Source organism: Primorskyibacter marinus (assembly GCF_003313245.1).
GTDB lineage: Bacteria > Pseudomonadota > Alphaproteobacteria > Rhodobacterales > Rhodobacteraceae > Primorskyibacter > Primorskyibacter marinus.
Map to the genome: position 1 here is coordinate 1 of NZ_QJSD01000004.1, position 26,764 is coordinate 26,764.

Sequence of the window (26,764 nt, forward strand, 5' to 3'; positions counted from 1 at the left end):
CGCATGGATTAAGAATCCGTTAAGTCACCGTGCGCGTGAGGATGCCCGCCAGACCAAGTTGCTCAAGAATGCCTGGAAGGACAGTGGCAAGGTCTATGGGTATCGTAAGTTGCATGACGATTTGGTCGAACCAGGTGAGACCAGCTGCCCAAACCGTATCGCTAGGTTGGCCCGTTTGGCCGGGATCCGCGCTGAGATCGGTTACAAACGCAAACCTGGCAAGTATGGGGGCAAACCTTCCGTCGTTGTCGACAATACCTTGGATCGGCAATTTGATGTTGCTGAACCGGATACGGCCTGGGTGTCAGATATTACCTACATCAAAACCTATGAGGGCTTTTTATATCTGGCTGTGGTCATCGATCTCTACTCGCGCCGTGTCATTGGCTGGGCGACACAATCACGTCAACCAACCGACCTTGTGCTTCAGGCCTTGCTCATGGCTGTTTGGCGACAAAAGCCCAAATGCGCCGTCCTGATCCACACCGATCAAGGGTCACAATACACCAGCCGAGACTGGGCCGGGTTTTTGCGGGCGCATAACATCGAACACTCGATGAGTAGGCGTGGGAATTGTCATGACAACGCGGTCGCAGAAAGCTTCTTCAACTTGCTCAAACGCGAACGCATTCGTCGTCGAGCATACAAGACCCGCGAGCAAGCCAGACAAGACATCTTCGATTACATCGAAATGTTCTATAACCCGAAACGCAAACATGCCAGAAACGGGATGCTGTCGCCTGTCGATTTCGAAAACAGGCAGCGCAATACCAACCAAGAAGGCGTCTACAATACTAGGGGCTATTCAGTGCCTAGCTCTTGGCTGTCATAGAAATCTAATAAAAATCTATCATACCGACCCTTCCATTCTATCCGTTGGTCAGTGAAATTTGAGCGTTCCTCACGGGTAGCATTGGCTTTGAGGTTGGGTAATTGGTCTGGGTGGAGGCCGATACGCTGGAGAAACTTTGAGGCCACTTCTCGAACGCCTGCGGGGGTGAGGTCTCTGCCGGAGGCTACTTGCTTATCAGCTAGGGCAAGCTGCTTCTCTACGTCTTGGTTAAAGCTACCAAGCTTCCAGAGGGCGACGGTTTCATCCTTGGTGCCAAAGGATTCTTTGAACACCGTCTTGCCGATAATCTTTTGGACCCTTGCAGGGATTCTGCGCCGATAAGAGTACCAGCCTGTTGCACTGCATTTTAGGTATTTGCTGCCCATTGTGTACCGAATTTGTGTACCACACTGATCGCCAAATACCCAAAAAGTCAATGAAATATGACTATCCTAAGGGTGAATTGGCTCCGGCGGTAGGGATCGAACCTACGACCAATTGATTAACAGTCAACTGCTCTACCGCTGAGCTACGCCGGAACACGGGGCGGATATAGCAACCTGGGCAGAGGGCGTCCAGAGGGATTGTTGCTGCGATTGCAGAAAATGTCAGAAAAGTTTCAAACAAGCAGAAACGTGCTGTCGCTGCGAAGTTCTTGCATATGGTGAACGAGAGATTTTGACTTGAGATCAATAAGATGCGCCAAAACATTGCGTTCGGCAGCGGGGATGAGCTTGGTGGGAATATCGGTGTAGATGCGGGAGGTAAGGCCGTGTGCGGTGTCTGGACCCATCTTGAGAGCGTCCAGAATGGCCGTTTCGCGATCTTTGCGATGCTTCAGCAGCCACTCCAGGCGGGTATGAGGCTGTTCTATCGCGGCACCGTGACCGGGGTAAAACCGATTCCAGGGCATTTGTGCGAGGTGTCGACAGGACGCCATGAAATCCGTGAGATCTCCGTCGGGTGGGGACACGACAGACGATGCCCAGCCCATCACCAAATCGCCGGAAAACAGAAAATCCTCTGAAGCATAGCACAGATGATTGCCGAAATGGCCGGGCGTGTGCAGCGCCGTAATGCACCATCCATTGCCTGAGACCTGCGCACCGTCGGGCAGGCAAATATCCGGAACGAACCCTGCATCCACACCTTCTCCACCGCCGGTGAACCCTTGCGCGACCAACTGTTGCATCACCGCGCTGCGCCCTGATCGCGCGTCCCCGAAGGCGAGCACCGGGGCGCGCGTGGCTGCGGCAAGAGGGCGTGCCAAAGGGGAGTGATCCAGATGTGCATGGGTGACGAAGATGTGACTGATGCGCTGATCCGGACCAACGGATCCCAGAATCGTCCGCAGGTGGGCTGGGTCATTGGGGCCGGGATCAATCACCGCCAGATCCTCCGTGCCAAGCAGATAGGTGTTGGTTCCGCGAAAGGTCATCGGCGAGGGGTTGTTTGCAACGATACGGCGCAGGCCGGGCTGCAACGTTTCGGCGAGACCGGGCCTCGGGCGAAAACTGGGATCGGGGTCCGGCATGGTCATCTCTTTCGGCATGGTATGCGGATCGGGTCCGGGGTAGGTTTAGCCATGTCGTTCCGCTGGCTCAAACACTATATGCCGCGCGGGCTGTATGGCCGTGCCTTATTGATCCTGGTGTTGCCGGTGGTCACGCTGCAACTTGTCGTGTCCATCGTGTTCATCCAGCGGCATTTTGAGGGCGTCACTATTCAGATGAGCACGGCCGTTGCGCGCGAGCTGAACCTGATTCTCGATGCAGGCGGTGAAAGACCTCTGTCTCAGGCGCTGTCATTCGATGTGAGGCAAGTGGCGTCAACAGAGATGCCCCCGGCCAATCAGCGCAGGTGGTATGATTTTTCCGGCATCGTCGTGATCCGGACTTTGACGGAAAAGGTGCCGCGCATTCGGGCGGTCGATTTGCCTACCGATCGGCTGGTCACTGTCTATGCGGACGGTCCGGAGGGGCCCGTAGCGATTGACTTCAGCCGGTTGCGCGCCTCTGCGGAGAACCCGCATCAGCTATTGGTCAACATGGTAATCTTCGGTGTGTTGATGACGGTGATCGCCTATCTTTACCTGCGCAACCAATTGCGCCCGATCACCCGACTGGCAGAGGTCAGTCAGGCGTTCGGGCGGGGTAGGGCGATGCCCTATCAACCGGCGGGTGCCATTGAGGTGCGCGCAGCGGGCCATGCGTTTCTGGACATGCGCGCACGGATCGAACGGCAGATCGAACAGCGGACCATGATGCTGTCCGGGGTCAGCCACGATCTGCGCACACCGCTTACCCGGATGAAGCTGGGGCTGTCCATGCTCGACGAGAAGGATGCCCGACCGCTGGAGCGGGATGTGCAGGATATGGAGCGGCTGGTTGATGCCTTTCTTGATTTCGCGCGCGACGATGTCGGCAAGACCAGCGCGGTACCTGTCGACCCGGTGGCGCTGGTCGGGCAACTGGTCGAGGACGCGCGTCGCGGTGGCAAGAACGTGACCCTGTCAGAGGTTGAGGGGGCGGGAGAGGTCGCGCTGCGGCCGATGGCGATCAAACGGGCGATGGAGAACCTGATCAACAACGCCGTGCGCTATGGCAACCGGGCTGAGGTGTCTGTCACGCTGACCGGGAAATCCCTGCGGTTTCGGGTCGAGGATGATGGGCCGGGTATTCCTGCGGACCGGCGTGAGCATGCGATCAAACCGTTTGTGCGGCTGGATCCAGCGCGCAATCAGGATCGCGGTTCCGGTGTGGGGCTGGGACTTGCGATTGCAGCGGATGTCGCGCGCTCGCATGGCGGCATCTTGAGACTGGGCGAAAGTGCCAAACTGGGCGGCCTGCGCGCAGATATCGTCATCGCCCGTTGAAATTCGGGCAGGGCCGCCGCTTTACCCGCCTGGTCGGCACATGGCGAAAACTCTATGCAGATCAACGCCGCAAACAAGGGGCGTCAGGCTTCTGTCGTTTGTGCCCGGCTGGTGGCTGCGGCGTCCAGAACAGCACTCAGCCTGTGCCGGTCGAGCGGTTTGGGCAGAAACTCCAACCCGCGTGCCGTGCAGAACTGATCCAGCGGTTCAGTGCGGTTTGCTGAAATGATTGAACCGGGCAGCGGCCCGAACCGGGCGGTGATCGCGTCGTAAAGTTCGACCCCGTTCATGCCGCGCCCAAGCTGGTAGTCCAGCAAGAGGGCGTCGGGCGTGATTTCCAGATCGTCCAGCAGATCCAGCGCGCTGGCCGCATCCGTCGCTTCGATCACGCTGACGCCCCAGCTTTCGATCAGAATTGTGATGGCGCGGCGCAATGCCGGGTCATTTTCGACCAACAGAACAATCAGGCCGGATTGTGCCAATCGCAGCGGCCGCGGAGTGGGGCGGGCGGTGCTGGTGACGTGATGGGGCAGGGATGCCACCGGCACAGTCACCATGAAGCAACTGCCGCGCCCCGGTTCCGACCACAGGCCCAGCGGATGGCCCAGCTTGACGCAGGCGCGCTCGACGATCGCAAGCCCCAGCCCCAGCCCCTCATTGGTGCTGGCCGTGGTGTCGAGCCGCCGGAATTCTTCGAAGATGGAATCCTGATCATGTTTTGCAATGCCCGCGCCGGTATCCCAAACCTCGATCCGGGCACCACCTTCGCGGCGACGCACGCCCATCACGATCCGCCCTGTCGACGTGTAGCGGACGGCATTTCCCAGAAGATTTTGCAGGATCCGCCGTAGATAGGACGGGTCGCTTTCGACCACCAGACTGCTATCGACAATGCGCAGGTCCAGACCTTTGCGCGCAGCGAGTATGCCCATCTCATCGCGCAGAGGCCGAAAAATCTCACTCAGCGCCATGGGCCGTACATCGAATGATATCTGCCCCGATTCAAGTTTGGAAATATCAAGCAAGGCGTCGATGATCTTTTCGGCACCTGACAGCGCGCTTTCAGCCTTTTCCAGAATTGCACGGTCGCTGTCACCTGCGGATTTGTCTGCAAGCGACGAGATGAACAGCTTGGCGGCGGATAGCGGTTGCAACAGGTCATGGCTGGCAGCGGCGACAAAGCGCGACTTCGACGCATTGGCCCGTTCAGCCGCGTTCAGCGCATCCTCAAGCTCCAGCGTGCGTTCCATCACCCGTTGTTCAAGATCCTCGTTCATCTCGGTCAGCCGGTGCGCCGCTTCGCGTTCGGCGGTGATATCGGTGCAGCTGATGACAAAGCCGCGGTCGGGCATCTCGCGGCCAAAAATATGCAGAACCATGCCTTCGGAATGGGTCACTTCGAACGAGATCGGCGGGCGGTGGGCCTTTGACAGCGCCCAATCACGAAATCCGTCGCGGTCAATGCCTTTGGAAAAAGCAAGCTCTCCGTCGATATGGCCCAGCAAGACAGGAAAGGACGCGCCCAGATGCAGGCGGCGTGCAGGCAGTGACAGGAGCGCGCCGATCTTGAAATTCCACCCGACAAGCTGTGCCTCTTCATCGAAGATGCAGACCCCTTGGTTGAGATGGTCCAGCGTCGCGTGAATCATCTGCGCCTGCTTGTCCTTCAGCCGGTCGCGTGCCTGACGTTCCAACCGAAGAATGTCGGTCACGTCCGTTTGCAGAATGACCGTCCCACCATTCGTGGTGCGATGTTCGCTGACCTGAAGCCAGCGATCGCCTGTCAGCTGTGCGTTGAACATCACATGCCGGTCCTGATGGCGACGTATGCGACGCGCGGCCCAGCGGGCCGAGGATTCGCCTTCGGGCAATGCCAGATGTGGCGAGCGGCTGATCCTGTCGACATATTCGGCAAAGGGCAGGCCGGGATGCAGCATGTCCAGCATATCAAGGAAGTCACGGCAAAACCGAGAGTTGCACATCACCATGATGTCGTCGGGATCAAACAGGGCGAACCCTTCATGCACCGTCTCGATGGCGTTGGCGAGGTTGGACCGCGCAGCCTCTGTTTCAAGGTTGGCCTGCGCCAGCCGGGCGTTTGAATCGTGAAGTAGATCCAGCGTCTTTTCCAGCTGTGTCGTCCGCTCGCGGACCTGCTTTTCCAGAAGCGCCGCGCGCTCGAATTGCGCATAGGCGGCGCTTGAATGCGCGGCCCCGTATTCGACCCGACGCATCAGCGATTCCGAGATCTTGCGAAGCTTCTCGTTCTGCCGCTCCAGGCTGTCTTCGGGGTTTGTCAGGGACATGACGCTCAGCTTTCCGTGGCAGGTGGATAGATCGCGACGCCGGTGAAGGTCTGATTGACGTGCAAACCGCCGATCTGTTCGCCGTAAGTGCCAAAACCAACAACGCGATTTTCAGACAAGATGCGGCTGATCTCGCGGCTTTTCTGGGTTTGGCCAGCCTCTATTCTTCGTAATATGCAGTCGCAGCCAAGGATTTGATCCGGCGCGCCGTCCACGGCCAGTTCTGCAAGCCCGCGTTCCAGATGCTCTGCCATGTCCTGATGGTCCGCCAGTGTCAGGACCATACCTTCGTTGATGGCAGAGAAAAACACCAGATTGCCATCCTCATCAACGCGCTGGATTGCGCGGACATGATGCGACTCGCCCAACCGCACCACAACCGGATGCGCGGCAAAGGTGAAAGGATCAAGCTGCTGAGGATCCTTGCCCAGAAGCCGGGCATATTCCTGCGCGGCCGGTTCGGCGTTGATCTCATGCACGATGCGGCGGGCGGGATCGGCACCGGTGACAACCATGCGCCGGTCCGTGGGCATGAGATGGTCCAAAGAGAATACCCGCACCGGGCAGGTCGTCCGGACAAGCGTGATTACCGCACTGTTGCGCGACACGACCCCGTCACAGGCAAGCCACGCCTTGGAAAAGCGCGTGCCGTCCCCCGCAGAGCCACCAAACAAAGGCACCGGTCCCAGCCCGGTCGACAGGACAGAGGTCAGGTGTTCTTCGGCCAGGGACAGCCCGTCAATCATCACAAACGCGAATTCCTGGCTCATGCGCGGCCAGGCGCGCGACAGGGCCATGCGGGTCTGGATCAGCCGGTCGATCTGCGCCTGTGGCTCCAGCGCGTGCAGATCGTCGATCACATAGCTGGCCGTCGCGAAATGCGCGGCAGGAAGGCCGACGGCAACGATCTGACCGTCCTCATAGCCAGCACTGCCAAGTTCTCCGGCGGTGGTGCAGGCGCAGACACATGTATCAGTGAATTTGTCCTGTGCGGCCGCGACAACCGCGGCAAAGTCGGCTTCGGGCGTCACAAACAGGCCGACAAATGCAAATTCGCCCGCCCCCAACTGTGCATGGAGGCTTTCAAGCGCATCAGGGTCGCGCCAATCGACCTGTGCAGAGCGCAAGGCTGCGTGCAAGGTTACTCCTCCCGCGCGGGCAGTGAATCTGCCCGTCAATCATTGGTTTCCGTGCCGGTCTGGCGTGTGGAAACGATAGGGTGTTCAGTCCTCGCTTGGCAAGACCTTCGCAAAGCGCGCCTCTTGCGCGATCAGCACCGCTTGGGTGCGGCTGTGGACCCCCAGTTTGCGCATGATTGCCGTCACATGCGCCTTCACGGTGGTCTCTGCGATGGTCAGGTCATAGGCGATTTGTTTGTTCAGTTTGCCTTCGCAGATCAGGCCAAGGATGCGCGCCTGTTGATTGGTTAATGTCGCCAGCCGGTCCAGGGCGTTGCCTTGTCCATTATCACCACCTGCTCCTTCCGGGGCGATATAGTCGTCAGGCACGAATGGCAGGCCATCGCGGACCGCATCAAAGGCACGGCGAAACACCGAGCGTTGCGAATGTTTGGGCACGAACCCGTTGGCGCCGGCCTTCAGCGCGTAGGAAATCATGCGATTGTCGGCCATTGAGGACGCCACGATGATCGCCGAGACGGGGGCCGCGCCGCGCAGGCGCACCAATCCGTCCAGCCCATTCACATCTGGTAGGTTGAGGTCCAGCAGGATAAAACCCGGCGCGCCCTCTGCCGAGATCCGGTCCAGCGCCTCTTGCAAAGTGCCTGCGGTGGCGATGTCGTCAAACTCTGCCAACGAGCGCAAAGTAAGGCTAAGTGCGTCGCAGAACAGCGGATGATCGTCCACCACCATCGCGGTAAGCGGCAAAGTCTCGATGGGCCGGGCGGCGGGGTGTTGCATGGCGGACGCGTCCTTCTTTGCATTTACCCTATGGATAATGGCACAAAGGGTCTCTTGTCCAAAGGTCTTAGGCGATGCGCGGCGAGCCCTGTCTGTGCCTGCTTCTTTGCGCATGTTTGTCTGTTGCGCCTCCCATCCCGGACCAAGATGCGCGAAAAAACGCGCCCCGCAATGCGGGACGCGTTTCCACGGATCTCCGGTTAGAGGGGGTGGAGATCAATTCGCTTGGGCCAGCTGCTTGGGCAGGCGGAATGTCCACAACATGCCGCCCTGGTTGAGATAGTTGACCTTCTTGGCCACTTCGCCACCCCACAGCGGAACAGCGCCGCCCCAGCCGGACATGACCGAGACAAACTGCTCGCCGTCCTGTTCCCAGGTGACAGGCTGACCGACAATTCCCGACCCGGTCTGGAAGGACCACAATTCTTCGCCGGTCTCGTCATCCAGCGCCAGGAACTTGCCCTCGGGCGTGCCAAAAAACACCAGACCGCCTGCGGTGGTCATAACGCCGCTCCAAAGCGGTGCTTCGTTCTTGTATTCCCACTTCCATTCGCCGGTGTCGGGATCAATCGCCTTGAGGCTGCCGATATGGTCTTCATACATCGGCTTGATGGTGAAGCCCGACCCAAGATAGGCGGCACCCTTCTTGTAGGTGATCGGTTCGTTCCAGATGTCCATGCCCCATTCATTGGAGGGAACGTAGAAATTCCCGGTGCGCTGTGAAAACGCCATGGGCATCCAGTTCTTGCCACCCAGGAAGCCGGGGGCAGAGAAGACCACTTCGCCTTTCTTGCCATCCGCCGCAGCGGAGGGATCACCGGGGCGGTTATCCTCGTTGAAGATCGGGCGGCCGGTGTCGTCGATGCCGCTGGCCCAAGTGATGTCCTTTACGAAAGGGGCGGCAGAGATGAACCCGCCATCGGCCCGGTCGAGCACATAGAAGAAGCCGTTACGATCCGCCGTGGCATAGCGCGCATTGCCTTCACGATCGGTATAGGAGACGACCTCGTTAACACCGTCATAATCCCAGCCTTCGCGCGGTGTCGACTGATAGTGCCACTTGATTTCACCGGTTGCCGGATCAATTCCAAGACGTGAGGCGGCATAGAGGTTGTCGCCTGCATTGCCTTCGGTCGGCGCGCCCGCATTGCGCAGGTGGCTGTTCCAGGGGGCAGGGTTGCCCGTTCCGAAGACCAGCGTATCCGTGTCGGCGTCATAGGAGCCGCCCAGCCATGTCGCGCCACCGCCGGTTTTCCACATATCGCCCGGCCATGTCGCATTCAACTCGCCGGTCATGGTGCTGTCTTCGCCGTTCAGCGTGCCCATATGGCCCTCGATCACCGGACGGGTCCAGACCATTTCGCCGGTCTCGGCGTCGCGGGCCTGCACTTCGCCAACGATGCCGAACTCACCGCCAGAGTTGCCGGTGATAACCATCCCGTTCACGATCAGCGGGGCCGCAGTATAACTGTATCCGGCTTTGTAATCGGCGATTTTCTTGCGCCAGACCACATCGCCGGTCTTGGCGTCCAGCGCGACCATCCGCGCGTCAAGCGTTCCGAAATACACCTTGTCGCCGTAAAGTGCTGCACCCCGGTTGACCACGTCACAGCATGGCAGAATGCCCTCGGGCAGGCGCGCGTCATACTGCCAGATTTCCTGACCGGTCTTTACGTCGATGGCATAAAGCCGCGAATAAGACCCGGTGATATACATGATGCCGTCGTGAATCAGTGGCTGCGCTTCCTGACCGCGCTGCTTTTCGCCACCAAGGCTGAAGGCCCATGCCGGAACAAGGTTTGTCACGTTTTCCTTGTTCAGCGTGTCCAGCGGCGAATAGCGCTGAAGATGCCGGCCCATGCCATTGGTCACGATCTGGCTGACATCCGCTTGGTCGTTGGCCAGATCTTCTTCTGTCACATCGGCCTGAGCGGCACCCGTGACCATGAGGCCCGCAGCGACTGTGGCGATAAATCTGTTCATGTGTGTTCTCCCTGGGAACAGTTTTATTCATGCGCACGGCTGATCGTCCGCCGACGCTCTCTCTCTCCAAGTGTAGTTTATAGCCAAGCGGGATGCGCACGGTACTCGGCTAAGGTCGTACGACCAACAGGGCATTGACAACGACAACAATGTTGTACATTAGAGCGTCGCTGCGTGACGCGTTAACCAAACTTCAGCACAGGTTAAGGAAAATTTGTCAAATCAGTAGAGATGTGCTACATCTACTAGGTATCTTGTTGTTAAAGGGTTGTAGGAAGTTAAAATGATTTTTTCAAAATGGATTGCTGTCGCAATTTTTGCATCAACATTGGCAGCTCCGGCTACTGCGGCGACGGTTAGCGCTGTTCGCGGCGAGATCGTTCCACCACCAGTGTCCGTCGAGAACGGGTATGTGTATAACTGGCGCGTTCAGGCGTTTGATGAGGCGCAGGACGTAAAGCTTACCAGCGACATCGGCGTGAATGGCGGTCGGAAAATTGCGGCGGGCACAAAAGTCGATAGCCACATGATTTTTCTCAATGTGAAAAATGGTGTGTCGCAACGACATTATGGGCTGACAGGGTCGCTTTATAACGATCCGGGTCCAGTCAGCTTTACCTTTGACGGTACAATTCTGGGCGTGATGGCAGATCTTAACGGTCTGCGAGAGGCGGCCTCGAACAGCCAGCTTGCATCATCCAGCACTCTCTATCCTGGGTCGTTTGAAGCGCGCGGGATGGAAGAAAATGACTGGCGCAACAAAAACAACGACTGGTTCACATATTCTGGGAATACGATTTGGCTTGGCATGAACGTGTCTCAGCCGGGGGACTGGATCCGCGTCGTAACTGCGGCACCATCGCCGGTGCCTGTTCCTGCTGCGGGCTTGTTGCTTCCAATTGGTTTCGGTGCCCTTGGTCTTATGCGGCGTCGGAAAAAGGCTGCACAAGCCAAAGCTTAAGCAGCACAACCTGATTGCGTTTTGAAGGTCCGGCCAGATAATGGCCGGACTTTTCGATTCTGCACCTGTCTCGTATGGACATAAATCGTGTTGGCGCAGGCCGGGAGGCCCACCATGACAAGCGAGACAGGCTGGCTTTTCTCGATAGCCCGTACGTCTGCATTCAGAAAGCCGGGGCGTAGCGCCAGTTGTCGGCGTCCGGCGTCACCTCATCAAGGTCGTAGTCGGCTATTTGCAGCCGTTTTGCGATGGCAAGCCCTTCTTGCGCCGCTTCGTCGACCAGGCGGCGCCCCTCCGCCTTATCCCTTGCGACACCGTGGCCGCGTATCAGGTCAAGACCGTAGTTGAATTTGCCCACCGGATCGCCTGCCATCGCCGCGCGCCTGTCCCAATCGGCAGCGGCATCCGGGTTGTAATCGCCTCCCAAGCCGTTGTTTTCAAGCTGACTCATCCATGTCATCGCGCCCGTGTAACCGGCGGCAGCGCAGGCTTCGAACAACTTTCGAGCGGGGGCGTGACGGCCGGATTTGGTGATGTAATATCCGGTGGCGCAGGTCATCATATCGGTCTGGCCCTTGTCGATGTTCGACATAACTTTACCAAATCCCGTGTCCAGCGGATTAAGCGTGCCATGCTCATCCTCAACCGTGCGCGTCTGGGTATCGGCAAAGGCCGGAAGGGTGACAAAAACTGCGATGCAAAGAGTCTTTCGAAACATGGGAACCCCTTTCCTCTGATACCAAAGTACCATCCCTGACGCGGCAAAACACATGGGCTATGGTCGTAGATAGGGTCAGTTTTTGCGACGTGTCAGTCCGCGCGCGGGATCATACCCCCACAATGCGAACGCCATGAAGGCGCAGGTGGCGAAGATCGTCCAACCAAGGGCTGGCAGGTTCAACTGGCCATACAGCGCAAAACGGATCAACTCTACCGCGTGGGTAAACGGGTTCACCGCGCAGATGTCGTGGAGAAATTCCGAAGATTCCGCCATCTTCCAAAGAGGATAGAGCGCGGAGCTGAGGAAGAACATCGGGAAGATCACGAAGTTCATCACACCGGCAAAGTTTTCGAGCTGTTTGATGAAACTCGATAGGGCGAGCCCCAGAGCGCCCAGCATAAGCCCGGCGATGGCCAGCGCGGGAATGACCGTCAGATATCCCAGCGGAGCCGTCGTGACGCCAAAAGCGGCGGCGATGGCCAGAAACACCAGCGCTTGCAAGATCGAAATCGCGGTGGATCCGACAAGCTTGGCAAACAGCAGCCAGCCACGCGGCAAGGGGGCTGTCAAGAGGAGGCGCATTGATCCCATTTCACGGTCATAAACAAGGCTAAGAGATCCCTGCATGCCATTGAAAAGAAGAATCATTCCGCAGAGGCCGGGCACAATATAGGTCTCATATGTGATGTAGGTTTGGTATGGCGGGATGATTGACAACCCCAATGCCGCGCGAAAACCAGCAGCGAAGACCACCAGCCATACCAGCGGCCGCACGAGTGCTGCGACAAAGCGTTCGCGCTGATGCAGAAAGCGCAATGCTTCGCGACCGACGATGGCGCGGAGCGATGTTATATAGGGTCGCATCATGGATCGCATCTTGGATATTCAGGAATATTGATCTTTAAGAGTGCCTTATGACGTAAAGTTAACGCAATGGTTGAAGCGTGTGCAGTCATGCCGGCTCCGCCGTCAATGTAAGGAAATGCTGCTGCAAAGAGGCGTCTGCACGCAATGTCCCGGCATGACCGTCCTGCATGATGCGGCCCTGATGAAGGATTACCAACCGGTCCGTATCGCGCACCTCGTCGGTCAGATGGGTGGCCCATAGCACGGTGATCCCGTCCGTCGCGGCCAGATCGTGGACATGGGTCGTGATTGCCTCGCGGGTGGCGGCGTCCAGGCCAACCGTGGCCTCGTCCAGCAACAACACATCGGGCTGATGAATCAATGCACGGGCAATTTCCGTGCGCCGGCGATGCCCGCCGTTGAGACTGCGAGCCTTTTCCGACGCACGGTCACGGATTGCCAGCCGGTCCAGGCTTGCGTCTATGCGGTTGGACGCCTCGCGGCCCGAAAGCCCGTGCAGGGCGGCAAAATAGGTAAGGTTTTGTCGGATCGTCAGATCCAGATCCAGCGTTTGGGCCTGAAACACGACACCCATCCGCGCCAAGGCACGGCGCGGCACCTTCGTCATGTCGTGACCAGCTATTGCGATCTGCCCGGACGCTGTTGTGAAAAGCCGCGTCAACAATGCGAAAAGTGTGGATTTTCCTGCACCGTTTGGCCCCAGAAGCGCACAGAATGCGCCCGGTTCGACGATGAAAGTGACATCGTCCAACGCTTTGCGTGCACCGTAATTGTAGCTGAGGTTCTGGACGGAAAGGCCGGGCGTCATGCTGTGTCCACAGTGGTTCAATAGGTTCGGGCAATGCCCCTTGCCTTCAAGTCATAACGCCCAAGTGTGAACGCGACAAACCCGACTTCTGTCTTGGCGCCTGCGTTTTCTTCATGCGCAGGCACGGCATTGTCATTCTTGTTGAATAAAAACTGGCGGTGCTCAGTTTGTCGGGCGGAATGCGGCCCCCCAAGGAAAGCGACCGACCTTGATGGATTTTACCGGCTTGCGGCTGGCAACATCGATCACGGTGACATCCCCGGAGATACCGTTGGTGGTGAACAACTGCGAATGATCGCGGTTGAACGCCATATGCCAGACACGGCGGCCGACAAGGATATACTCTTCGACCTCATAGCTGGCCATATTGACCACCGCGACGTGATTTGCCGGGCCGAGCGCCACAAAGGCGATGGCGTCATCGGGGGTGAATTCAAACCCGACGGGCTGGATGCGGTCCGGGTGGATGTTGGGCAGATCGAAGGTGATCTTCGCCTTTTCCGCTTGGGTGGTGCCGTCAAATACCGTGACAGTGCCGCCGATCTCGGAACTGACCCAAAGCTCTGCGCCATCAGAGGTGAACTCGGCATGGCGCGGGCGGGAATCGACCAGAGTGTTGGCAAAGATTTTCTGCGTTTCCGTGTCGATCCAATGCGCCATATTGGTGGTTTCCGAAGTGGTGATGGCGATCTTGCCATCGGGGGAGACGGCCATGCCCTCGGGTTCGATCCCGACGCTGATCTGCGCGACGACGGTTCGGGTTTCCACATCCACAACGGTCGAGATCGCGTCGTCTTCGTTGGCAATGTAAAGATGTCGGTTGTCGGGATGCAGCGCAAACTGTTCGGGATCTTCGCCGGACGGAAGCTCGTGCAGCACTTCGCCGGTGTCGGGGTCCATGACCTGCACCGTGTCGCTGTCGCTGGCGCAGATATAGACGACCTTGTGATCATGGCTGAAAATGATCCCGCGGGGTCGCGCGCCTGTGGGGATGGTGCGGGTCACTTCAAGCGTTTGCGTGTCGATGACGCTGATCGTGTCATCGCGTTCATTGGTCACCCACATCTCGTCTGCAAGAGCGGCGGGGGCGGACAGGACCAGAAGGGCAAGGGTGGTGCGGATCATCAGATTGGCTTTCGTGTAACGGGTGAATTGGAACGCCGCATCAAAGCGCGGCGCTGCGATTACCGAAAGCGCGCGCAGCCGCTTTCGGGGGCATCAAGGCCCAGCGTGTCAAGTTCGGTGCGCGGGTGCAGGAAACCGTCCAGCGGGGCGAGGGCGGCTTGCGCATGGGCATGGACCAGCGGAATGGGCTGGCGCAACTGGCCGTTCCAGCTGCGGAAGGTCAGCGGGCGTCCCTTGAACCCGGCCAGTTCGAACGCATCCGACAGCATATAGGCGCGCAAGGCTGCAGGGTCATCGGTGCCCGTGCGGGTCACGGCCTCGCCTATCGCGCGGAACGCGGCCCAGGCAGCATAGTCGAGCGGGCGCATCGGACGCGCGGCCAGATCCTCGAAACGCGATTGCAACTGCGCGGCCCCCCATTGTTCCACCACCCGGTCCCACGCCACCGGACGCAGCCCTTCAGAACCTGCAACCGGGCGCGGCTCCCATGTGTTGTAGGGGATGTAGAGGGCGAAATCGCCGATCTCGTCGGCAAGCAGCAAGACGTCGTGGCGGCCCAGGTCTTGGGTGAATAGCGGCATTTCCTGCGCAGCGTTGCGGCGCATATCGGCATCAAAGGCCCATTCTTTCGTGGCACCGATTTTCAGGCCGAACTTGCCGGCAGAATTGGTCAGCGCATCGGCAAATGCCAGATCCTCGGCATGGGTGCCGTGGATCAGCGCCAACCCGGTCCAGCGTCGCGACAGCAGAAACTGCATCAGCGCATCGGTGCGCATGTCAAGCGACGGGATGGTATGAAACAGGTTGGGGCGGCAATCCTGACTGCGCAGCCTGCGGCCGGGTGCCGAGGCGTTGAAGAGCAGCGCCTCGCCGGCCTCTGACATGTCTGCGACGGTCAGCAACGTGTCGGCGGGCGCGTCGAGGATCACAAAAGGGGTGGCGGCAAGTGCGGTGCGCATGGCGGCGGCAAAGTCACCGCCTTCCGGCACTTCTGTGATTTCCAGCGTATAGGTCTGGCCCAGAAACTGCCCGGTGGTCTGATTGTCGGCCAGGGCAAGCGATGCACCATCAATGCCCAAGCGTTCCGGGCGCGGGTCGAGATTGGACAGGGTAGGTGGCTGCGGTACGATCTGGCGCAGGTAATGTACGGGAATCGTCAGTTCTGCCCATGCCGGCAATGCGGACAGCATCAATGCCGCGATGGCTGCGCGAAGACGCATGTCACAGATCCTCCTCCTGGTGTGTCGTGATCTGACGGTAGGTGGTTGCAGCGGCACAGCGCCATGCGACCTTGGTCTGATTTCGGGCGGTTTGGCGACGAAAGTCCAATATCGCCGCGCCGGAGCCTGCGCTTAGAACCGGTGCAGACAGACGCGAACAGGCCCGCAATCGCGGGGGAGGAGAGAACGAATGACACGCTTCAAATCAACACCCATTCTTGCCGCGCTTGCGGCGCTTGGCCTTGGTGGTCACGCGCTTGCGCATGGTGATGTGGCCCCTCAGGCCGTGGACACGACCGGTCTGCCGGCGGTTGAGGGGGACTGGCTGACCGAAAATCCCTACCGCGCCGAAGCCGTTGGCGACGAGGTCTGGACCAAGGCGATCGAGATCGGATCGTCCGGTTACAACCAGAACTGCGCGCGGTGTCACGGGCTGGAGGTGATCTCGGGCGGGCTTGCGCCGGATCTGCGCTTTCTTGAGGCCGAGGAATATGGCGACGAATGGTATGTCGAGCGGTTCCGCGAAGGCTATACCCAGAACGGGATCACGAAGATGCCGGCCTTTGGCGAATTGCTGGGCCAGGAAGCGGCTTGGGCGATCCGCACTTATATCGAAACGCGGCCCGACGATGCCGCCATGGATGCGGCTTCGGACGATCTCAAGGCGATCCGGGACCAATTGACCGGCTGGGCCAGCGATCCGTCGGATGCCGATCCGGATACGGCAATCGCGCAATTGCAGGAAATCGCTTCGGGGATTGAAACCATGTCCGGCGCGCCGGTTGCTGACAGTGTGGCGTTTCGTGCGGCCAAGCTGATCGACGGCACCGAAGCCTCCTATACCAAGGCGGCAGAGACCTTGACGATCGGTCTTTCGGCCGCGCATTGACGTGCTGAAAGCCAGCCGGGTGCCCGACGGTTCGCGGCACCCGCATTGCCTTTGCATTGGATCATGCCGCGTGGCATGGTTGCATCGGATGGAGGATTTCCAAATTGCGTGACGGCTTGGTTGCAAAGGTAAGATCGGGGGCAAAGACGCTCGTGACAGTTGCGGCGCTTTGTCTGGTTGCGGGCGCGGCCAGTGCCGCTGATCCCTGTGCGGATTACATCCCGCAGCCCAAGCCGCAAAACACCTCTCGCGACATTGTCGGCCGCGATATGGACCAGCTGATCGAGCAGGGGCACATGCTGTTCGCGGTCTACGAGGACAACCCGCCCTATAGCTGGGAAGAAGGCGGCAAGCCGCGCGGCGTCGATGTGGATATCGCCCGGCTGATTGCAGATGATCTTGGCATCGAGGCGCGGTTCAATTTCGTCGCGGCGGGCGAAAACCTTCAGGCCGATCTGCGCAACAATATCTGGAAGGGCGGCATCGTCAGTGGCCGGATTTCCAACGTCATGATGCGCGTGCCATATGATAGTGCGTTCAAGTGCCGGGTAGAGCAGGTGACCTTCATCGGGCAATATGCGGGTGAAAGCATCGCCATCGCCTATGACAAGGCGAAATACCCCGATGGTGGACCGCTGCCTGCCTATTTTCGGGTCGACACGGTCGCGGTTGAAAATGACTCGATTGCGGATTTCTACCTGTCCGGCTTTGCGGGCGGGCAACTGGCACAGGGCGTGCGGCGGTATCCGTCCATGGCCGCCGCGATGCAGGCATTGGCCGAAGGCGAAGTCATGGCGGCAATGGGACCGCTGGGGCAATTGGAATTCGGGCGTACGGACGCGGTTGCCATTCACCAACCCCCGCTGGCCGGGTTCGCCGTGTCGCAGTGGACGCTTGGGATCGGGCTGCATTTCGCCTATCGTCCGCTTGGTTACGCCGCCGACGATGCCATCCGCTATGCGCTGGAAGACGGCCGGATCGCGGACATCTACGCCTCCTATGGGCTTAGCTTTCAGCCGCCTGAAAGATAGCTCTACACCAATGGTCTAATATGCCCCGCTTCGGTCCTTGGCCTAGGCTGGGCGCAGCAAGAGGAAACCCTGATTATGAAACTCAGCGATTCACGAGATATTGCCGCCCCGCCAGAGGTTGTCTGGGCCGCTCTTCTGGATGCAGAGGTGCTGAAAGAATGCGTTCCCGGCTGTCAGGAAATGACCGGCAGCCCCGAAGAGGGGTTCGAGGCGGTCGTGGTTCAGAAGGTCGGTCCGGTCAAGGCGACGTTCAAGGGCCAGGTGACGATGTCAGAGATGAACGAACCCACCAGCCTGACGCTGAGCGGCGAAGGCAAGGGCGGTGCTGCGGGCTTTGCCAAGGGCGGGGCCAATGTGACGCTGACGCCATCGGATGTGGGCACCACGCTCAGCTATGATGTCGAGGCGAAGGTCGGCGGCAAGCTGGCGCAGTTGGGCAGCCGGATCATCGACGGGTTTGCCAAGAAGATGGCCGATCAGTTTTTCACCCGTTTTCAGGAAGTTGTTGAAGGGGCGGACAAGGCTGGTGAAGATGATGCCGAGGACAGCGGCGAATCTGCCGCGGCCGGAGAAAAGAAAGGGTGGTTCAAACGGTTCGTTTCCTGAACCGTACCACGCATCTCAATTGTACAATATGACGGGAGGAATTTGATGGCGAAGGTACAGATGACGGTGAACGGCAAGTCCGTTTCCGGCGAAGTCGAGGGCCGCACGCTGCTGGTTGAGTTTATTCGCGGAAAGCTGGAACTGACGGGCACGCATATCGGCTGCGACACCAGCCAGTGCGGCGCATGTCTGGTGCATGTCAACGGGCAGGCGGTCAAGTCCTGCACGATGTTCGCCGCCGAGGCCGAGGGCGCAGAGGTCACCACGATCGAAGGCATCACTGGCAAGGACGGATCGCTTACGGCTGTGCAACAGGCGTTTCAGGATTATCACGGGCTTCAATGCGGTTTCTGCACGCCGGGCATGGTGATGTCGGCCACGGCTTTGCTGAAAGACAACCCCAAGCCCAGCGAGGCCGAGATCCGCGAATATCTCAAGGGCAATATCTGCCGCTGCACGGGCTACCACAACATCGTCAAGGCGATCATGGCCGCATCCGGACAGGATGTGGGTGCTATCGCCGCCGAGTGATCATTGCGGCGGCGGGCCACGGTCCCGCCACCCGCGCCACATTGCAGGCAGGGTTTAACCCGGCCATCCCCAGGGAGGATAAAGAACATGCCGAAAGATCATGGCATCGGAGCCAGCAGCAAGCGTCGCGAAGACGTGCGCTTTCTGACAGGCACCGGAAATTATACGGACGATATCAATGCGCGCGGTCAGGCCTATGTGCATTTCCTGCGCTCTGACGTGGCGCATGGCCGGATCACCAATATAGATACGGCTGCTGCTTCGGAAATGCCGGGCGTGGTGCGCATCTTTACCGGTGCGGATTTCGAAGGGATCGGCAGCATTCCCTGCGGCTGGCAGGTGACGGACCGCTTTGGTGAAGTCATGCATGAACCGCCGCACCCGGTTCTGGCACAGGGCAAGGTCCGCCATGTCGGTGACCCGATTGCAGCGATCGTTGCGGACAGTCTGGCAGAGGCCCGCGACGCGGCAGAAGCCATTGAACTCGACATCGAAGAACTGCCCGCCGTCGTGAACATGAAGGACGCGCTGAAAGACGGCGCGCCCAAGGTGCATGACGATCTGCCCGGCAACCTTTGCTATGACTGGGGCTTCGTCGAGGAAAACCGCGAGGCCGTGGACAAGGCGATCAAGGAAGCCGCCCATGTCACCACGCTGGAGCTGGTCAACAACCGGCTTGTCGCCAACCCGATGGAACCGCGCGTGGCGTTGGGCGAATACAATCGCGCCAATGACGAAAGCACGCTTTACACCACCAGCCAGAACCCGCATGTGATCCGGCTGCTGATGGGCGCGTTCGTCCTTGGTATTCCTGAACACAAGTTGCGTGTCGTGGCCCCCGATGTGGGCGGCGGTTTCGGCACCAAGATCTTCCACTACGCGGAAGAGGCATTCTGCACCTTTGCCGCCCGTCAACTGGCGCGGCCGGTCAAGTGGACCTCGACCCGGTCCGAGGCGTTCATGTCCGATGCGCATGGCCGCGACCACGTCACCAAGATCGAACTGGCACTGGACAAGGACAACAACTTCGTTGCCCTGCGCACCGATACGCTCGCAAATATGGGTGCGTATCTGTCCACCTTCGCGCCCTCGGTTCCGACTTGGTTGCACGGCACACTGATGGCGGGCAACTACAAGACGCCGCTGATCTATGTGAACGTCAGGGCCGTGTTCACCAATACCGTTCCGGTGGATGCCTATCGCGGCGCTGGCCGCCCCGAGGCGACTTATCAGCTGGAGCGGGTCGTGGATAAGGCGGCGCGTGAATTGGGTGTCGATCCGATTGCATTGCGACGCCAGAACTTCATCACCGAATTCCCCTATCAAACGCCAGTCGCGGTGGAATACGACACTGGCGACTATCCCGCCACGATGGACAAGCTCGAAGAGATTGCAGACATTGCGGGCTTTGCCGCACGGCGCAAGGAAAGCGAAGCCAAGGGCCGACTGCGCGGTCTGGGCGTGAACTGCTATATCGAGGCGTGCGGCATTGCGCCGTCGAACCTTGTCGGACAGTTGGGCGCGCGCGCAGGCCTGTACGAAAGCGCGACCGTCCGGGTCAACGCCACCGGATCTATCAGCGTGATGACCGGCAGCCACAGCCACGGGCAGGGGCATGAAACGGCCTTTCCGCAGGTGGTGGCCGAAATGCTGGGCATTCCCGAGGATCAGATCGACATTGTGCATGGCGACACGGCGCGCACGCCGATGGGCATGGGCACCTATGGATCGCGCTCGCTCGCGGTTGGCGGGTCGGCCATGGTCCGCGCGACCGAGAAAGTCATCAACAAGGCCAAGAAGATCGCCTCGCATCTGATGGAAGCGTCCGAGGCGGATATTGAGCTGAAAGACGGGCAATTCACCGTTGCGGGCACCGACAAATCCGTGGCGTGGGGGGATGTCACGCTGGCCGCCTATGTGCCGCACAACTACCCGCTGGAAGACATCGAACCGGGTCTGGAAGAGACGGCGTTCTACGATCCGTCGAACTTCACCTACCCCTCGGGTGCCTATGCCTGCGAGGTCGAGCTGGACCCGGAAACCGGTCGTGTCACCATTGAGCGTTTCTCGGCTGCGGATGACTTCGGCAATGTCATCAATCCGATGATCGTGTCCGGTCAGGTTCATGGCGGGATCGCCCAAGGCGTCGGTCAGGCGCTTATGGAAGGTTGCGTCTATGATGAAAACGGCCAGCTGCTCAGCGCGTCCTATATGGATTACGCGATGCCGCGCGCTGATGACGTGCCGTTCTACAGCGTCGATCACTCCTGCGTGACTCCCTGCACCCACAATCCGCTGGGCGTGAAGGGCTGTGGCGAGGCAGGGGCCATCGGGTCGCCGCCTGCGGTGATCAACGCCGTGGTGGACGCGATGCAATCGGGCGGGCATGATGTGACCCATATCGACATGCCGGCATCGCCTTCGCGGGTCTGGGCGGCGATGAACGGCTGACGCAAAGGGATGGAAAGCGGGGGCGCTGCCCCCGTCGCCTAGCGGCGGCATCCCAGAGCGATATGTGAACCAAAGAAGCAGAGGACCGGCGCGCCGGGACATGTTTCGGGAGAGGAAGAGAGAATGTACAATTTCGACGTTGTAACACCGAAAACTGTGGCCGATGCGGTCGCCGCACTTGGTGAAGAAGACGCGCAGGCGCTGGGGGGCGGGCAGACACTGATCCCGACGCTGAAACAGCGGCTTGCCAGCCCGTCCAAACTGGTCAGTCTGACCGGGATCGATGAAATCAAAGGCATTCGTACCGATGACAGCGGTGTCTTGTGCATCGGTGGCGGCACCTCGCACAGCACCATCGCGGGGGAGGGCTCGGCCTATCCGGCGCTGGCTGCCTTGGCAGGCAATATCGGCGATCCGGCGGTGCGCAACCGTGGCACGATTGGCGGATCGCTGGCCAATAACGACCCGTCAGCCTGCTACCCGGCAGCGGCGCTTGCGTCCGGTGCGACCATCGTCACAAACAGCCGCGAGATTGCCGCGGATGACTTTTTCCAGGGCATGTTTACCACCGCGCTGGACGACGCCGAGATCATCACCGAAATCCGCTTTCCGGTGCCAGAGAAGGCGAATTACCAGAAATTCGAGCAACCCGCCTCGCGGTTCTCGTTGGTGGGTGTGTTCCTTGCCAAATACGCCGATGGTGTTCGGGTTGCGGTGACAGGCGCGTCGAATGACGGTGTGTTCCGCTGGAGCGAGGCGGAGACTGCGCTATCGTCAAATTTCTCGGTGGATGCGCTGGACGGGTTGTCGGCGTCGTCTGACGACATGATCGCGGATATGCATGGCAGCGCGGAATACCGGGCGCATCTGATTGGTGTGCTGACCAAGCGCGCGGTTGCCGCTGCGGGCTGAAAGCCGAGATTGCGTTGACGAGACCCCCGGTTTTCCAGCCGGGGGTTTTTGTGTTGGCGTCGGAATTTGAGTATTTTTGCCGAGAAGAAGCTGGGGGCGGGTTTTCCATTCGACCCGGTTCTGCGTATCAGAAGGTGACGATATCGCCAGCGTGGTCGACGGAGGTGATGCGGATCAGCTTTGCAGCGCGTTTGAGTGTGTCAAGCTGGCCGCGCGACATGAACACCGCCGCCGTGGATAGCGCATCGGCCCGCGTTGCGCTATGATCCTCGATGCTGATTGTGGACCAAAGGGCAGGGCGACCGTCCGGCGACAGGATGTGGCTGCCGGAGGCCAACTGCATGGCACCAGGGCTGGATGTGGCGATGGCCGTCCCGTCGAGCGTGCGCGTGACGACGGGACCATGCGCAGGGTCAGAGACTGCCAGACGCCAAGGGCCGCCGAGCGCGGCAAATTCACCGATATTGATCAGTGCCTGGTTGGCTCCGCGTTTTGCAAGACCCGCGCGGATCATGTCGGTTGCGAAGCCTTGGGCAATGCCGTTGAAGGTCAGCATCTGACCAGGGGCGAGGCGCAGACGGTTGCCGGTCATTGTCACGCGGTCCCAGCCGACAAGCGCGCGGGCCGGACCAAGGTCGAGGCCCTGGGCGTCGGCCTGCCAGAGTGGCTGTATTGTCGGATCGAACAGCGTGTTCGAGAGGCGGTGCGCATCGTCGCAATATCTGACCAGTTCCTGGAATGCGGGTTTCATGTGGAGCCAGCCGCGCGCGTTCAGGAGGCTCAGCGCCGAGCTGGGGCGGTAGAGGCTGAACAGCGCCTCGATCTTTTCAAGTGAGACGGGGATCTCTGCCAAGGCAGGGCCGGTCAGGGCCGAGGGGCCGTGCAAGGTGACCGAGACCTCAGCCCCCAGCGCATGGCCCCTCCAGGTGGAGGCTTGGGCGAGGCCGGGCGCGCAGGCGAAGGCCGCCGAGAGGGTGAGGAATCGGCGGCGTTTCATTGGGCGGGCACCTCGTTGGGATGGCCTGTCGCGCGTGGTTTGCGGGTGGCTGAGCGGCCCTTGAGGATCAGGGGCACGCATTGTGCCGGGTCGTCATGGATCGTGACGCAATCAAGGCATTGGAAACATTCTGAATAAGCGATCTCTCCTTGTTTCGAGATGGCACCGTAGGCGCATTTGACGCGGCACAACTGGCAGGGAGATCCGCATTCAACGCGGCGCGGGATCCAGCGGCGCATGCGCAACGCCCCGCCGAGGGCCATGAGCGCGCCCAGCGGGCAGACATAGCGACAAAACCCTTTGAAGACGATCATGCCGAGGAACAGCCAGAACAGCGCATAGCCCGCATAGTACCATTCGCGGATAAAGAACGTGGTGATCGCCGTCTTGAAAGGTTCAACCTCAGCCGCCTTGTCAAGTGCGGCGGGCAGGAACAGCGTCACGCCGATCAGCGCCAGAAGGACAAGGTATTTCAGGCCCTTGAGGGGGCGGTCCAGCCAGTCCGGCACATCATATTGCGGCAGGCGCAACAAACGGCCGATGTGATGCGCAAATTCCTGCAACGCACCGAATGGACAGAGCCAGCCGCAAAACAGCCCGCGCCCCCACAGGAAAAAGCCCAGAATGGCGGCGGCCCAGATCACCAACGAGAATGGATCGTAAAGAAGGAAACCAAGGCTGCCGCCGTCAATCGCGCTGCGAAGCGTTCCGAGCGGCGTGACGATTGACAATTGCCCCTGTCCCCACCAGCCAATGAAGCCAAGTACAATGGCAAGAATGCTCAACCGGATCGGGGTATAGTGGCGCAGCGCTGCGAACGCGCTTTGGCGGAAGGCCAGGACGGCAAGAAGCGCGGCAAGAAAGGCGGACAGAAGGATCAGATCGGATTGGCGGTTGTGGATCGCCTCGCGCCAGGGGGCCAAACGTGTGACGGCACCGGGGCGATCGTAAAATCGCGCGTCGGTGACATGGGTCGTGGCCAGCGACACCGATCCTATCTCGGGCTGAAAAAAACCATGTTCGCGTACTGCCTGTACCTTCAGCACCCAGTCTTGCGTCGGATCGAACCCAAGTCTTCGGTCCGTCCGCAAGATCATCGCGACACCGTCCTGAAGCGCGTCCGGCACCTGATCCGACAGGCTGACCAAAAGATCGGCGTCGCGCATCGCCACAGGAAAGCCGCCCTGTTCGGCACCGATCCAGTCCGGCGCGGTGTTGCGCACGAAGTCGTCAGAGACAAGCCCGTGGCGCGCAGTTTCGATCAGGAGGACAGGTTCGTCATCGGGCGAGATCGCCATGAAATCCTGCAAGTCCCGAAAGCTGTCCTCGGTCAGCAAGGCGCGGGCAATGGAGGGTGGTCCCAGATCCGCAATCCACAGGTCCAGATAAGCGTCATCCGGGGCGTCCTGCGCCTCTGGGTCGTCATCTTCCCATAGCGTGCCTGCAAATTCGGCGTCGACTTCGGCGTTGGTGACGCGAAAATTTTGCACCAGCCCTTGTTCGACAAGATCCTGCCAGTTCAGATCCTCGGAATAGTCGGGATCGGGAAAGGCGGGCGGGCCGGAACTGATGCCTTGCATCTTTTCGCGTGCGACCTGAAGCGTGGCGGCCAGCAGGCTTTCATGGGCAATGCGGACCGATGCGGTGGCCTTGGTCACACCGTCGAGATAAACCAACTGGCCGCCACCTCCGCCCGCGCCGTAAGGGGTGCCGACGACCAGGGCTTCGGATATGGAATGGCCGCGATATTGTTCGAAGAACTGGTGGAACGGGGCCTCGCCCAGACCGCTGACAAAGATCGGTTCGTTATGCGAGATCAGCCGCACATCGACAAAACGCCCGTCAAGGTCCAGCACCACCAGCATGTTGATCGGTGCGCCGGAAAAGCCGGGCAAGGGGGCCATGGGCTGTGTCTCGAACACATAACCCGCATCCGCACCGCCAGAGTTCAGCAATTGCCAGACACCCTTGTCGTTCAGTTGCTCGCCAAGCGACATGGGCGGCACGATCATTTCAGCAATCGTTTCGCGGGGCAGGGGATCTGCGGCCGAAGGCAGGGCCAGACTGACCCAAAGACATATTGCCAAGAACGTGCGGATCACTCCCATGGTCCGAAACCTAAAGGCTACGGGCAGGGCACCCAATTCGACCAAGGTCTAGAGGGCGGGGCCGTTTGGCCGGAGGATGTCCTTGCACGTCATCTATGGTTTGCACTTCGAATATGGTCGTGGCACCGGCACGAGGCTGACGCCCGAAACCATATCAGCCGTGCAGATAGACGCGCAAAGTTGCCTCTGTTCCTTCGTCATGCAGCATCCGCAGCCAGCGTGCGAAGCTACCGGCAAAACGTGCGTTTTCACCAAGGTCGCCGTACAGGTCGCGCTGGTCCAGCCAGGCCTGGGGATTGTCCCGTGCAGCCAGTGCAGCCGCGTTCAGCTTGTCCCAGAGCGGATCGTTGGGTGCAATCGTGCTGCCATCCTCGCGCGTGCCGGAACACATCCGCGCCCAATGTGCCTCTGTCAGGGCCAGCCCCTCGATCGGTGTGTCTGCGGCCAGGGCATCGCGCAGCGTTGGGACAATGAAACCGGTATGCCGGGAAGAGCCGTCAAAGGCGACGCGGCGGACGGTATCGACAATCTCGGGGTTGGAAAAGCGGCTGTTGATCAGATCAACGTAGGCGGTGGGGGTCATGCCGGGAACGGGCTGAACCTGCGGCACGATCTCTTCGCCCGCAACCTTGCGGAAAAATGCGCCGATCAGAGGATGTGCCATGCAGCCCGAGATGAACTGGACCGACAGGATCTCGCCGGGGTTGGAGATCACCTGATGACCGCCGTTGAGGACGCGGATCTTCATCGCCTCATAGGGATGCACGTCATCGGTAAAGGTGGCACCGGCCTTGTCCCAGTCGGGACGGCCGGCGCAGAACGCGTCTTCGATGACCCATTGGCGAAAGTTCTCATGCGTGACGGGGGCGTCGTCGTCGATACCGAACTCCTTGACCAGCGCCAATTCGCTAGGGCCGGTGGCGGGGACGATGCAATCGACCATGGAGTCGGGGAAGGTGCAGTTTGCATCAATCCAGTCGGCGAGATCCGCATCTGACAGGCGCGCCAGCGAAACAACGGTCTGACGCAGGATCGCGCCGTTGCCTTGCAGATTGTCGCAGCTTTGGCCGGTGAACGGCCCGGTGCCATTGTCGCGGCGCAGTTTCAGCGCGGCGATCATCGCGCCGAACGCGGTGCGGGGGGTGTCGGGGTTGGCGGCATCGTGTTTGATGTCGGGGTGATTGGCGTCAAACCCTTTGGTTGCCGCGTCGATATAGTAACCACCCTCGGTCACGGTCAGGGCCACGATGCGGATGGCGGGATCGGTCATCCGCTTGATCAGAGGGCCGTTACCCTCTTCGACGGGCGCGAAATCGATCATCGACCCCACGACCTCGGCAGAGCGTCCCTTCGGGTCAAGCTCTATCAGCGTGGACATGTAATCCTGCGCGGCCAGCCGCTTGCGTTGCGCCTCGTCTCCGGCGCGCACGCCTGCGCCAATGATCGCCCAGTCCTGCGCCAGGCCCTGTTGCATCAGGCGGTGCAGATACCAAGCCTGATGGCCACGATGAAAGTTGCCAAGTCCGATATGCACGATGCCCGGCGTCAGTGCGCTGCGATCATAGGTCGGACGCAAGACGCTTTCCGGCAGATCCTTGAGGGTCTCGTTGGACAGTTTCATG

At 59.9% G+C, this 26,764-nt stretch carries 23 protein-coding genes and 1 tRNA gene; 9 read left to right on the plus strand and 15 right to left on the minus strand.

Annotation, left to right across the window (positions count from 1 at the left end):
• Positions 1–832 (plus strand): IS3 family transposase (locus DMZ65_RS08235; RefSeq protein ID WP_116598444.1); only part of this gene is annotated, 832 nt, incomplete at its 5' end.
• Here DMZ65_RS08235 and DMZ65_RS08240 read toward each other — a convergent pair.
• From DMZ65_RS08240 to DMZ65_RS08250, 3 genes are all read right to left on the minus strand, one after another.
• A complete protein-coding gene (locus tag DMZ65_RS08240; RefSeq protein ID WP_116598445.1) occupies positions 802–1,218 on the minus strand; it encodes a DUF6538 domain-containing protein in 417 nt (138 codons plus the stop codon). The two genes, DMZ65_RS08235 and DMZ65_RS08240, sit on opposite strands and share 31 nt — an antisense overlap.
• A gap of 78 nt (positions 1,219–1,296) precedes the next feature.
• Positions 1,297–1,371, minus strand: a tRNA-Asn gene (locus DMZ65_RS08245).
• Between the two features lie 80 nt (positions 1,372–1,451).
• Positions 1,452–2,366, minus strand: a complete 915-nt coding sequence (locus DMZ65_RS08250) for an MBL fold metallo-hydrolase (protein WP_116598584.1) — start codon at positions 2,364–2,366, stop codon at positions 1,452–1,454.
• Positions 2,367–2,417: 51 nt separating this feature from the next.
• Here DMZ65_RS08250 and DMZ65_RS08255 point away from each other — a divergent pair, with 51 nt between their 5' ends.
• Entirely contained in the window at positions 2,418–3,707 is a 1,290-nt protein-coding gene (locus DMZ65_RS08255) for an ATP-binding protein (protein WP_116598446.1), read from the plus strand.
• 83 nt (positions 3,708–3,790) lie between these two features.
• Here the strand turns inward: DMZ65_RS08255 and DMZ65_RS08260 are convergent, their stop codons facing one another.
• The 4 genes from DMZ65_RS08260 to DMZ65_RS08275 form a co-directional block, all read right to left on the minus strand.
• Positions 3,791–6,013: a hybrid sensor histidine kinase/response regulator gene (locus tag DMZ65_RS08260; protein ID WP_116598447.1), complete on the minus strand. Its 2,223-nt coding sequence runs from the start codon at positions 6,011–6,013 to the stop codon at positions 3,791–3,793.
• 5 nt (positions 6,014–6,018) lie between these two features.
• On the minus strand, positions 6,019–7,152 hold the full coding sequence (locus DMZ65_RS08265; protein ID WP_232824936.1) for an FIST N-terminal domain-containing protein: 1,134 nt from the start codon (positions 7,150–7,152) through the stop codon (positions 6,019–6,021).
• A gap of 84 nt (positions 7,153–7,236) precedes the next feature.
• Positions 7,237–7,932 (minus strand): LuxR C-terminal-related transcriptional regulator, encoded by a 696-nt coding sequence (locus DMZ65_RS08270; RefSeq protein ID WP_116598449.1) that lies wholly within the window; start codon positions 7,930–7,932, stop codon positions 7,237–7,239.
• 216 nt (positions 7,933–8,148) lie between these two features.
• The gene (locus DMZ65_RS08275; protein WP_116598450.1) at positions 8,149–9,915 is read right to left on the minus strand and encodes a PQQ-dependent methanol/ethanol family dehydrogenase; all 1,767 of its coding nucleotides are present in this window, start codon (positions 9,913–9,915) and stop codon (positions 8,149–8,151) included.
• Between the two features lie 283 nt (positions 9,916–10,198).
• On the opposite strand from DMZ65_RS08275, the gene DMZ65_RS08280 reads away from it, so the two are divergent.
• Positions 10,199–10,876 carry a VPLPA-CTERM sorting domain-containing protein gene (locus tag DMZ65_RS08280; protein WP_116598451.1) on the plus strand — a complete coding sequence of 226 codons (678 nt, stop codon included), beginning with the start codon at positions 10,199–10,201 and terminating at the stop codon, positions 10,874–10,876.
• Between the two features lie 163 nt (positions 10,877–11,039).
• Here the strand turns inward: DMZ65_RS08280 and DMZ65_RS08285 are convergent, their stop codons facing one another.
• From DMZ65_RS08285 to DMZ65_RS08305, 5 genes are all read right to left on the minus strand, one after another.
• Positions 11,040–11,594, minus strand: a complete 555-nt coding sequence (locus tag DMZ65_RS08285) for an SEL1-like repeat protein (RefSeq protein ID WP_232824937.1) — start codon at positions 11,592–11,594, stop codon at positions 11,040–11,042.
• A gap of 75 nt (positions 11,595–11,669) precedes the next feature.
• Positions 11,670–12,461: an ABC transporter permease gene (locus DMZ65_RS08290; RefSeq protein WP_116598586.1), complete on the minus strand. Its 792-nt coding sequence runs from the start codon at positions 12,459–12,461 to the stop codon at positions 11,670–11,672.
• Positions 12,462–12,549: 88 nt separating this feature from the next.
• Positions 12,550–13,272, minus strand: a complete 723-nt coding sequence (locus tag DMZ65_RS08295; protein ID WP_116598452.1) for an ABC transporter ATP-binding protein — start codon at positions 13,270–13,272, stop codon at positions 12,550–12,552.
• Positions 13,273–13,434: 162 nt separating this feature from the next.
• Positions 13,435–14,397, minus strand: a complete 963-nt coding sequence (locus DMZ65_RS08300; protein WP_116598453.1) for a YVTN family beta-propeller repeat protein — start codon at positions 14,395–14,397, stop codon at positions 13,435–13,437.
• A gap of 59 nt (positions 14,398–14,456) precedes the next feature.
• Entirely contained in the window at positions 14,457–15,617 is a 1,161-nt protein-coding gene (locus tag DMZ65_RS08305; protein ID WP_116598454.1) for an ABC transporter substrate-binding protein, read from the minus strand.
• A 190-nt stretch (positions 15,618–15,807) separates the two neighbouring features.
• On the opposite strand from DMZ65_RS08305, the gene pedF reads away from it, so the two are divergent.
• The 6 genes from pedF to DMZ65_RS08335 all read left to right on the plus strand — a co-directional run bounded on the left by pedF (position 15,808) and on the right by DMZ65_RS08335 (position 22,037).
• Positions 15,808–16,506: a cytochrome c-550 PedF gene (gene pedF / locus DMZ65_RS08310; RefSeq protein ID WP_116598455.1), complete on the plus strand. Its 699-nt coding sequence runs from the start codon at positions 15,808–15,810 to the stop codon at positions 16,504–16,506.
• Between the two features lie 104 nt (positions 16,507–16,610).
• Positions 16,611–17,537 carry a substrate-binding periplasmic protein gene (locus DMZ65_RS08315; RefSeq protein WP_232824938.1) on the plus strand — a complete coding sequence of 309 codons (927 nt, stop codon included), beginning with the start codon at positions 16,611–16,613 and terminating at the stop codon, positions 17,535–17,537.
• Between the two features lie 75 nt (positions 17,538–17,612).
• Complete coding sequence (locus DMZ65_RS08320; RefSeq protein ID WP_116598456.1) at positions 17,613–18,143, plus strand: SRPBCC family protein; 531 nt, start codon at positions 17,613–17,615, stop codon at positions 18,141–18,143.
• A 45-nt stretch (positions 18,144–18,188) separates the two neighbouring features.
• On the plus strand, positions 18,189–18,674 hold the full coding sequence (locus DMZ65_RS08325; RefSeq protein ID WP_116598457.1) for a (2Fe-2S)-binding protein: 486 nt from the start codon (positions 18,189–18,191) through the stop codon (positions 18,672–18,674).
• A gap of 87 nt (positions 18,675–18,761) precedes the next feature.
• Positions 18,762–21,125, plus strand: a complete 2,364-nt coding sequence (locus DMZ65_RS08330) for a xanthine dehydrogenase family protein molybdopterin-binding subunit (RefSeq protein ID WP_116598458.1) — start codon at positions 18,762–18,764, stop codon at positions 21,123–21,125.
• A 123-nt stretch (positions 21,126–21,248) separates the two neighbouring features.
• A complete protein-coding gene (locus DMZ65_RS08335) occupies positions 21,249–22,037 on the plus strand; it encodes an FAD binding domain-containing protein (RefSeq protein WP_116598459.1) in 789 nt (262 codons plus the stop codon).
• 127 nt (positions 22,038–22,164) lie between these two features.
• Here the strand turns inward: DMZ65_RS08335 and DMZ65_RS08340 are convergent, their stop codons facing one another.
• The 3 genes from DMZ65_RS08340 to DMZ65_RS08350 all read right to left on the minus strand — a co-directional run bounded on the left by DMZ65_RS08340 (position 22,165) and on the right by DMZ65_RS08350 (position 26,763).
• Positions 22,165–23,034: an FAD:protein FMN transferase gene (locus tag DMZ65_RS08340; protein ID WP_116598460.1), complete on the minus strand. Its 870-nt coding sequence runs from the start codon at positions 23,032–23,034 to the stop codon at positions 22,165–22,167.
• Positions 23,031–25,142 (minus strand): 4Fe-4S binding protein, encoded by a 2,112-nt coding sequence (locus DMZ65_RS08345; RefSeq protein WP_116598461.1) that lies wholly within the window; start codon positions 25,140–25,142, stop codon positions 23,031–23,033. The genes DMZ65_RS08340 and DMZ65_RS08345 overlap by 4 nt, the downstream gene beginning before the upstream one ends.
• A 154-nt stretch (positions 25,143–25,296) precedes the next feature.
• Complete coding sequence (locus tag DMZ65_RS08350) at positions 25,297–26,763, minus strand: mannitol dehydrogenase family protein (protein ID WP_116598462.1); 1,467 nt, start codon at positions 26,761–26,763, stop codon at positions 25,297–25,299.
• Position 26,764 lies beyond the last annotated feature (1 nt).

Coding starts and splice junctions, on each gene's coding strand:
- DMZ65_RS08255 (WP_116598446.1), top strand. CDS start 2,418: ATGTCGTTCCGCTGGCTCAAACACTATATGCCGCGCGGGCTGTATGGC.
- DMZ65_RS08285 (WP_232824937.1), bottom strand. CDS start 11,594: ATGTTTCGAAAGACTCTTTGCATCGCAGTTTTTGTCACCCTTCCGGCC.
- DMZ65_RS08275 (WP_116598450.1), bottom strand. CDS start 9,915: ATGAACAGATTTATCGCCACAGTCGCTGCGGGCCTCATGGTCACGGGT.
- DMZ65_RS08340 (WP_116598460.1), bottom strand. CDS start 23,034: ATGAAACGCCGCCGATTCCTCACCCTCTCGGCGGCCTTCGCCTGCGCG.
- DMZ65_RS08305 (WP_116598454.1), bottom strand. CDS start 15,617: ATGCGTCTTCGCGCAGCCATCGCGGCATTGATGCTGTCCGCATTGCCG.
- DMZ65_RS08250 (WP_116598584.1), bottom strand. CDS start 2,366: ATGCCGGACCCCGATCCCAGTTTTCGCCCGAGGCCCGGTCTCGCCGAA.
- DMZ65_RS08330 (WP_116598458.1), top strand. CDS start 18,762: ATGCCGAAAGATCATGGCATCGGAGCCAGCAGCAAGCGTCGCGAAGAC.
- DMZ65_RS08335 (WP_116598459.1), top strand. CDS start 21,249: ATGTACAATTTCGACGTTGTAACACCGAAAACTGTGGCCGATGCGGTC.
- DMZ65_RS08320 (WP_116598456.1), top strand. CDS start 17,613: ATGAAACTCAGCGATTCACGAGATATTGCCGCCCCGCCAGAGGTTGTC.
- DMZ65_RS08345 (WP_116598461.1), bottom strand. CDS start 25,142: ATGGGAGTGATCCGCACGTTCTTGGCAATATGTCTTTGGGTCAGTCTG.
- DMZ65_RS08290 (WP_116598586.1), bottom strand. CDS start 12,461: ATGCGACCCTATATAACATCGCTCCGCGCCATCGTCGGTCGCGAAGCA.
- DMZ65_RS08260 (WP_116598447.1), bottom strand. CDS start 6,013: ATGTCCCTGACAAACCCCGAAGACAGCCTGGAGCGGCAGAACGAGAAG.
- pedF (WP_116598455.1), top strand. CDS start 15,808: ATGACACGCTTCAAATCAACACCCATTCTTGCCGCGCTTGCGGCGCTT.
- DMZ65_RS08240 (WP_116598445.1), bottom strand. CDS start 1,218: ATGGGCAGCAAATACCTAAAATGCAGTGCAACAGGCTGGTACTCTTAT.
- DMZ65_RS08350 (WP_116598462.1), bottom strand. CDS start 26,763: ATGAAACTGTCCAACGAGACCCTCAAGGATCTGCCGGAAAGCGTCTTG.
- DMZ65_RS08270 (WP_116598449.1), bottom strand. CDS start 7,932: ATGCAACACCCCGCCGCCCGGCCCATCGAGACTTTGCCGCTTACCGCG.
- DMZ65_RS08295 (WP_116598452.1), bottom strand. CDS start 13,272: ATGACGCCCGGCCTTTCCGTCCAGAACCTCAGCTACAATTACGGTGCA.
- DMZ65_RS08325 (WP_116598457.1), top strand. CDS start 18,189: ATGGCGAAGGTACAGATGACGGTGAACGGCAAGTCCGTTTCCGGCGAA.
- DMZ65_RS08300 (WP_116598453.1), bottom strand. CDS start 14,397: ATGATCCGCACCACCCTTGCCCTTCTGGTCCTGTCCGCCCCCGCCGCT.
- DMZ65_RS08280 (WP_116598451.1), top strand. CDS start 10,199: ATGATTTTTTCAAAATGGATTGCTGTCGCAATTTTTGCATCAACATTG.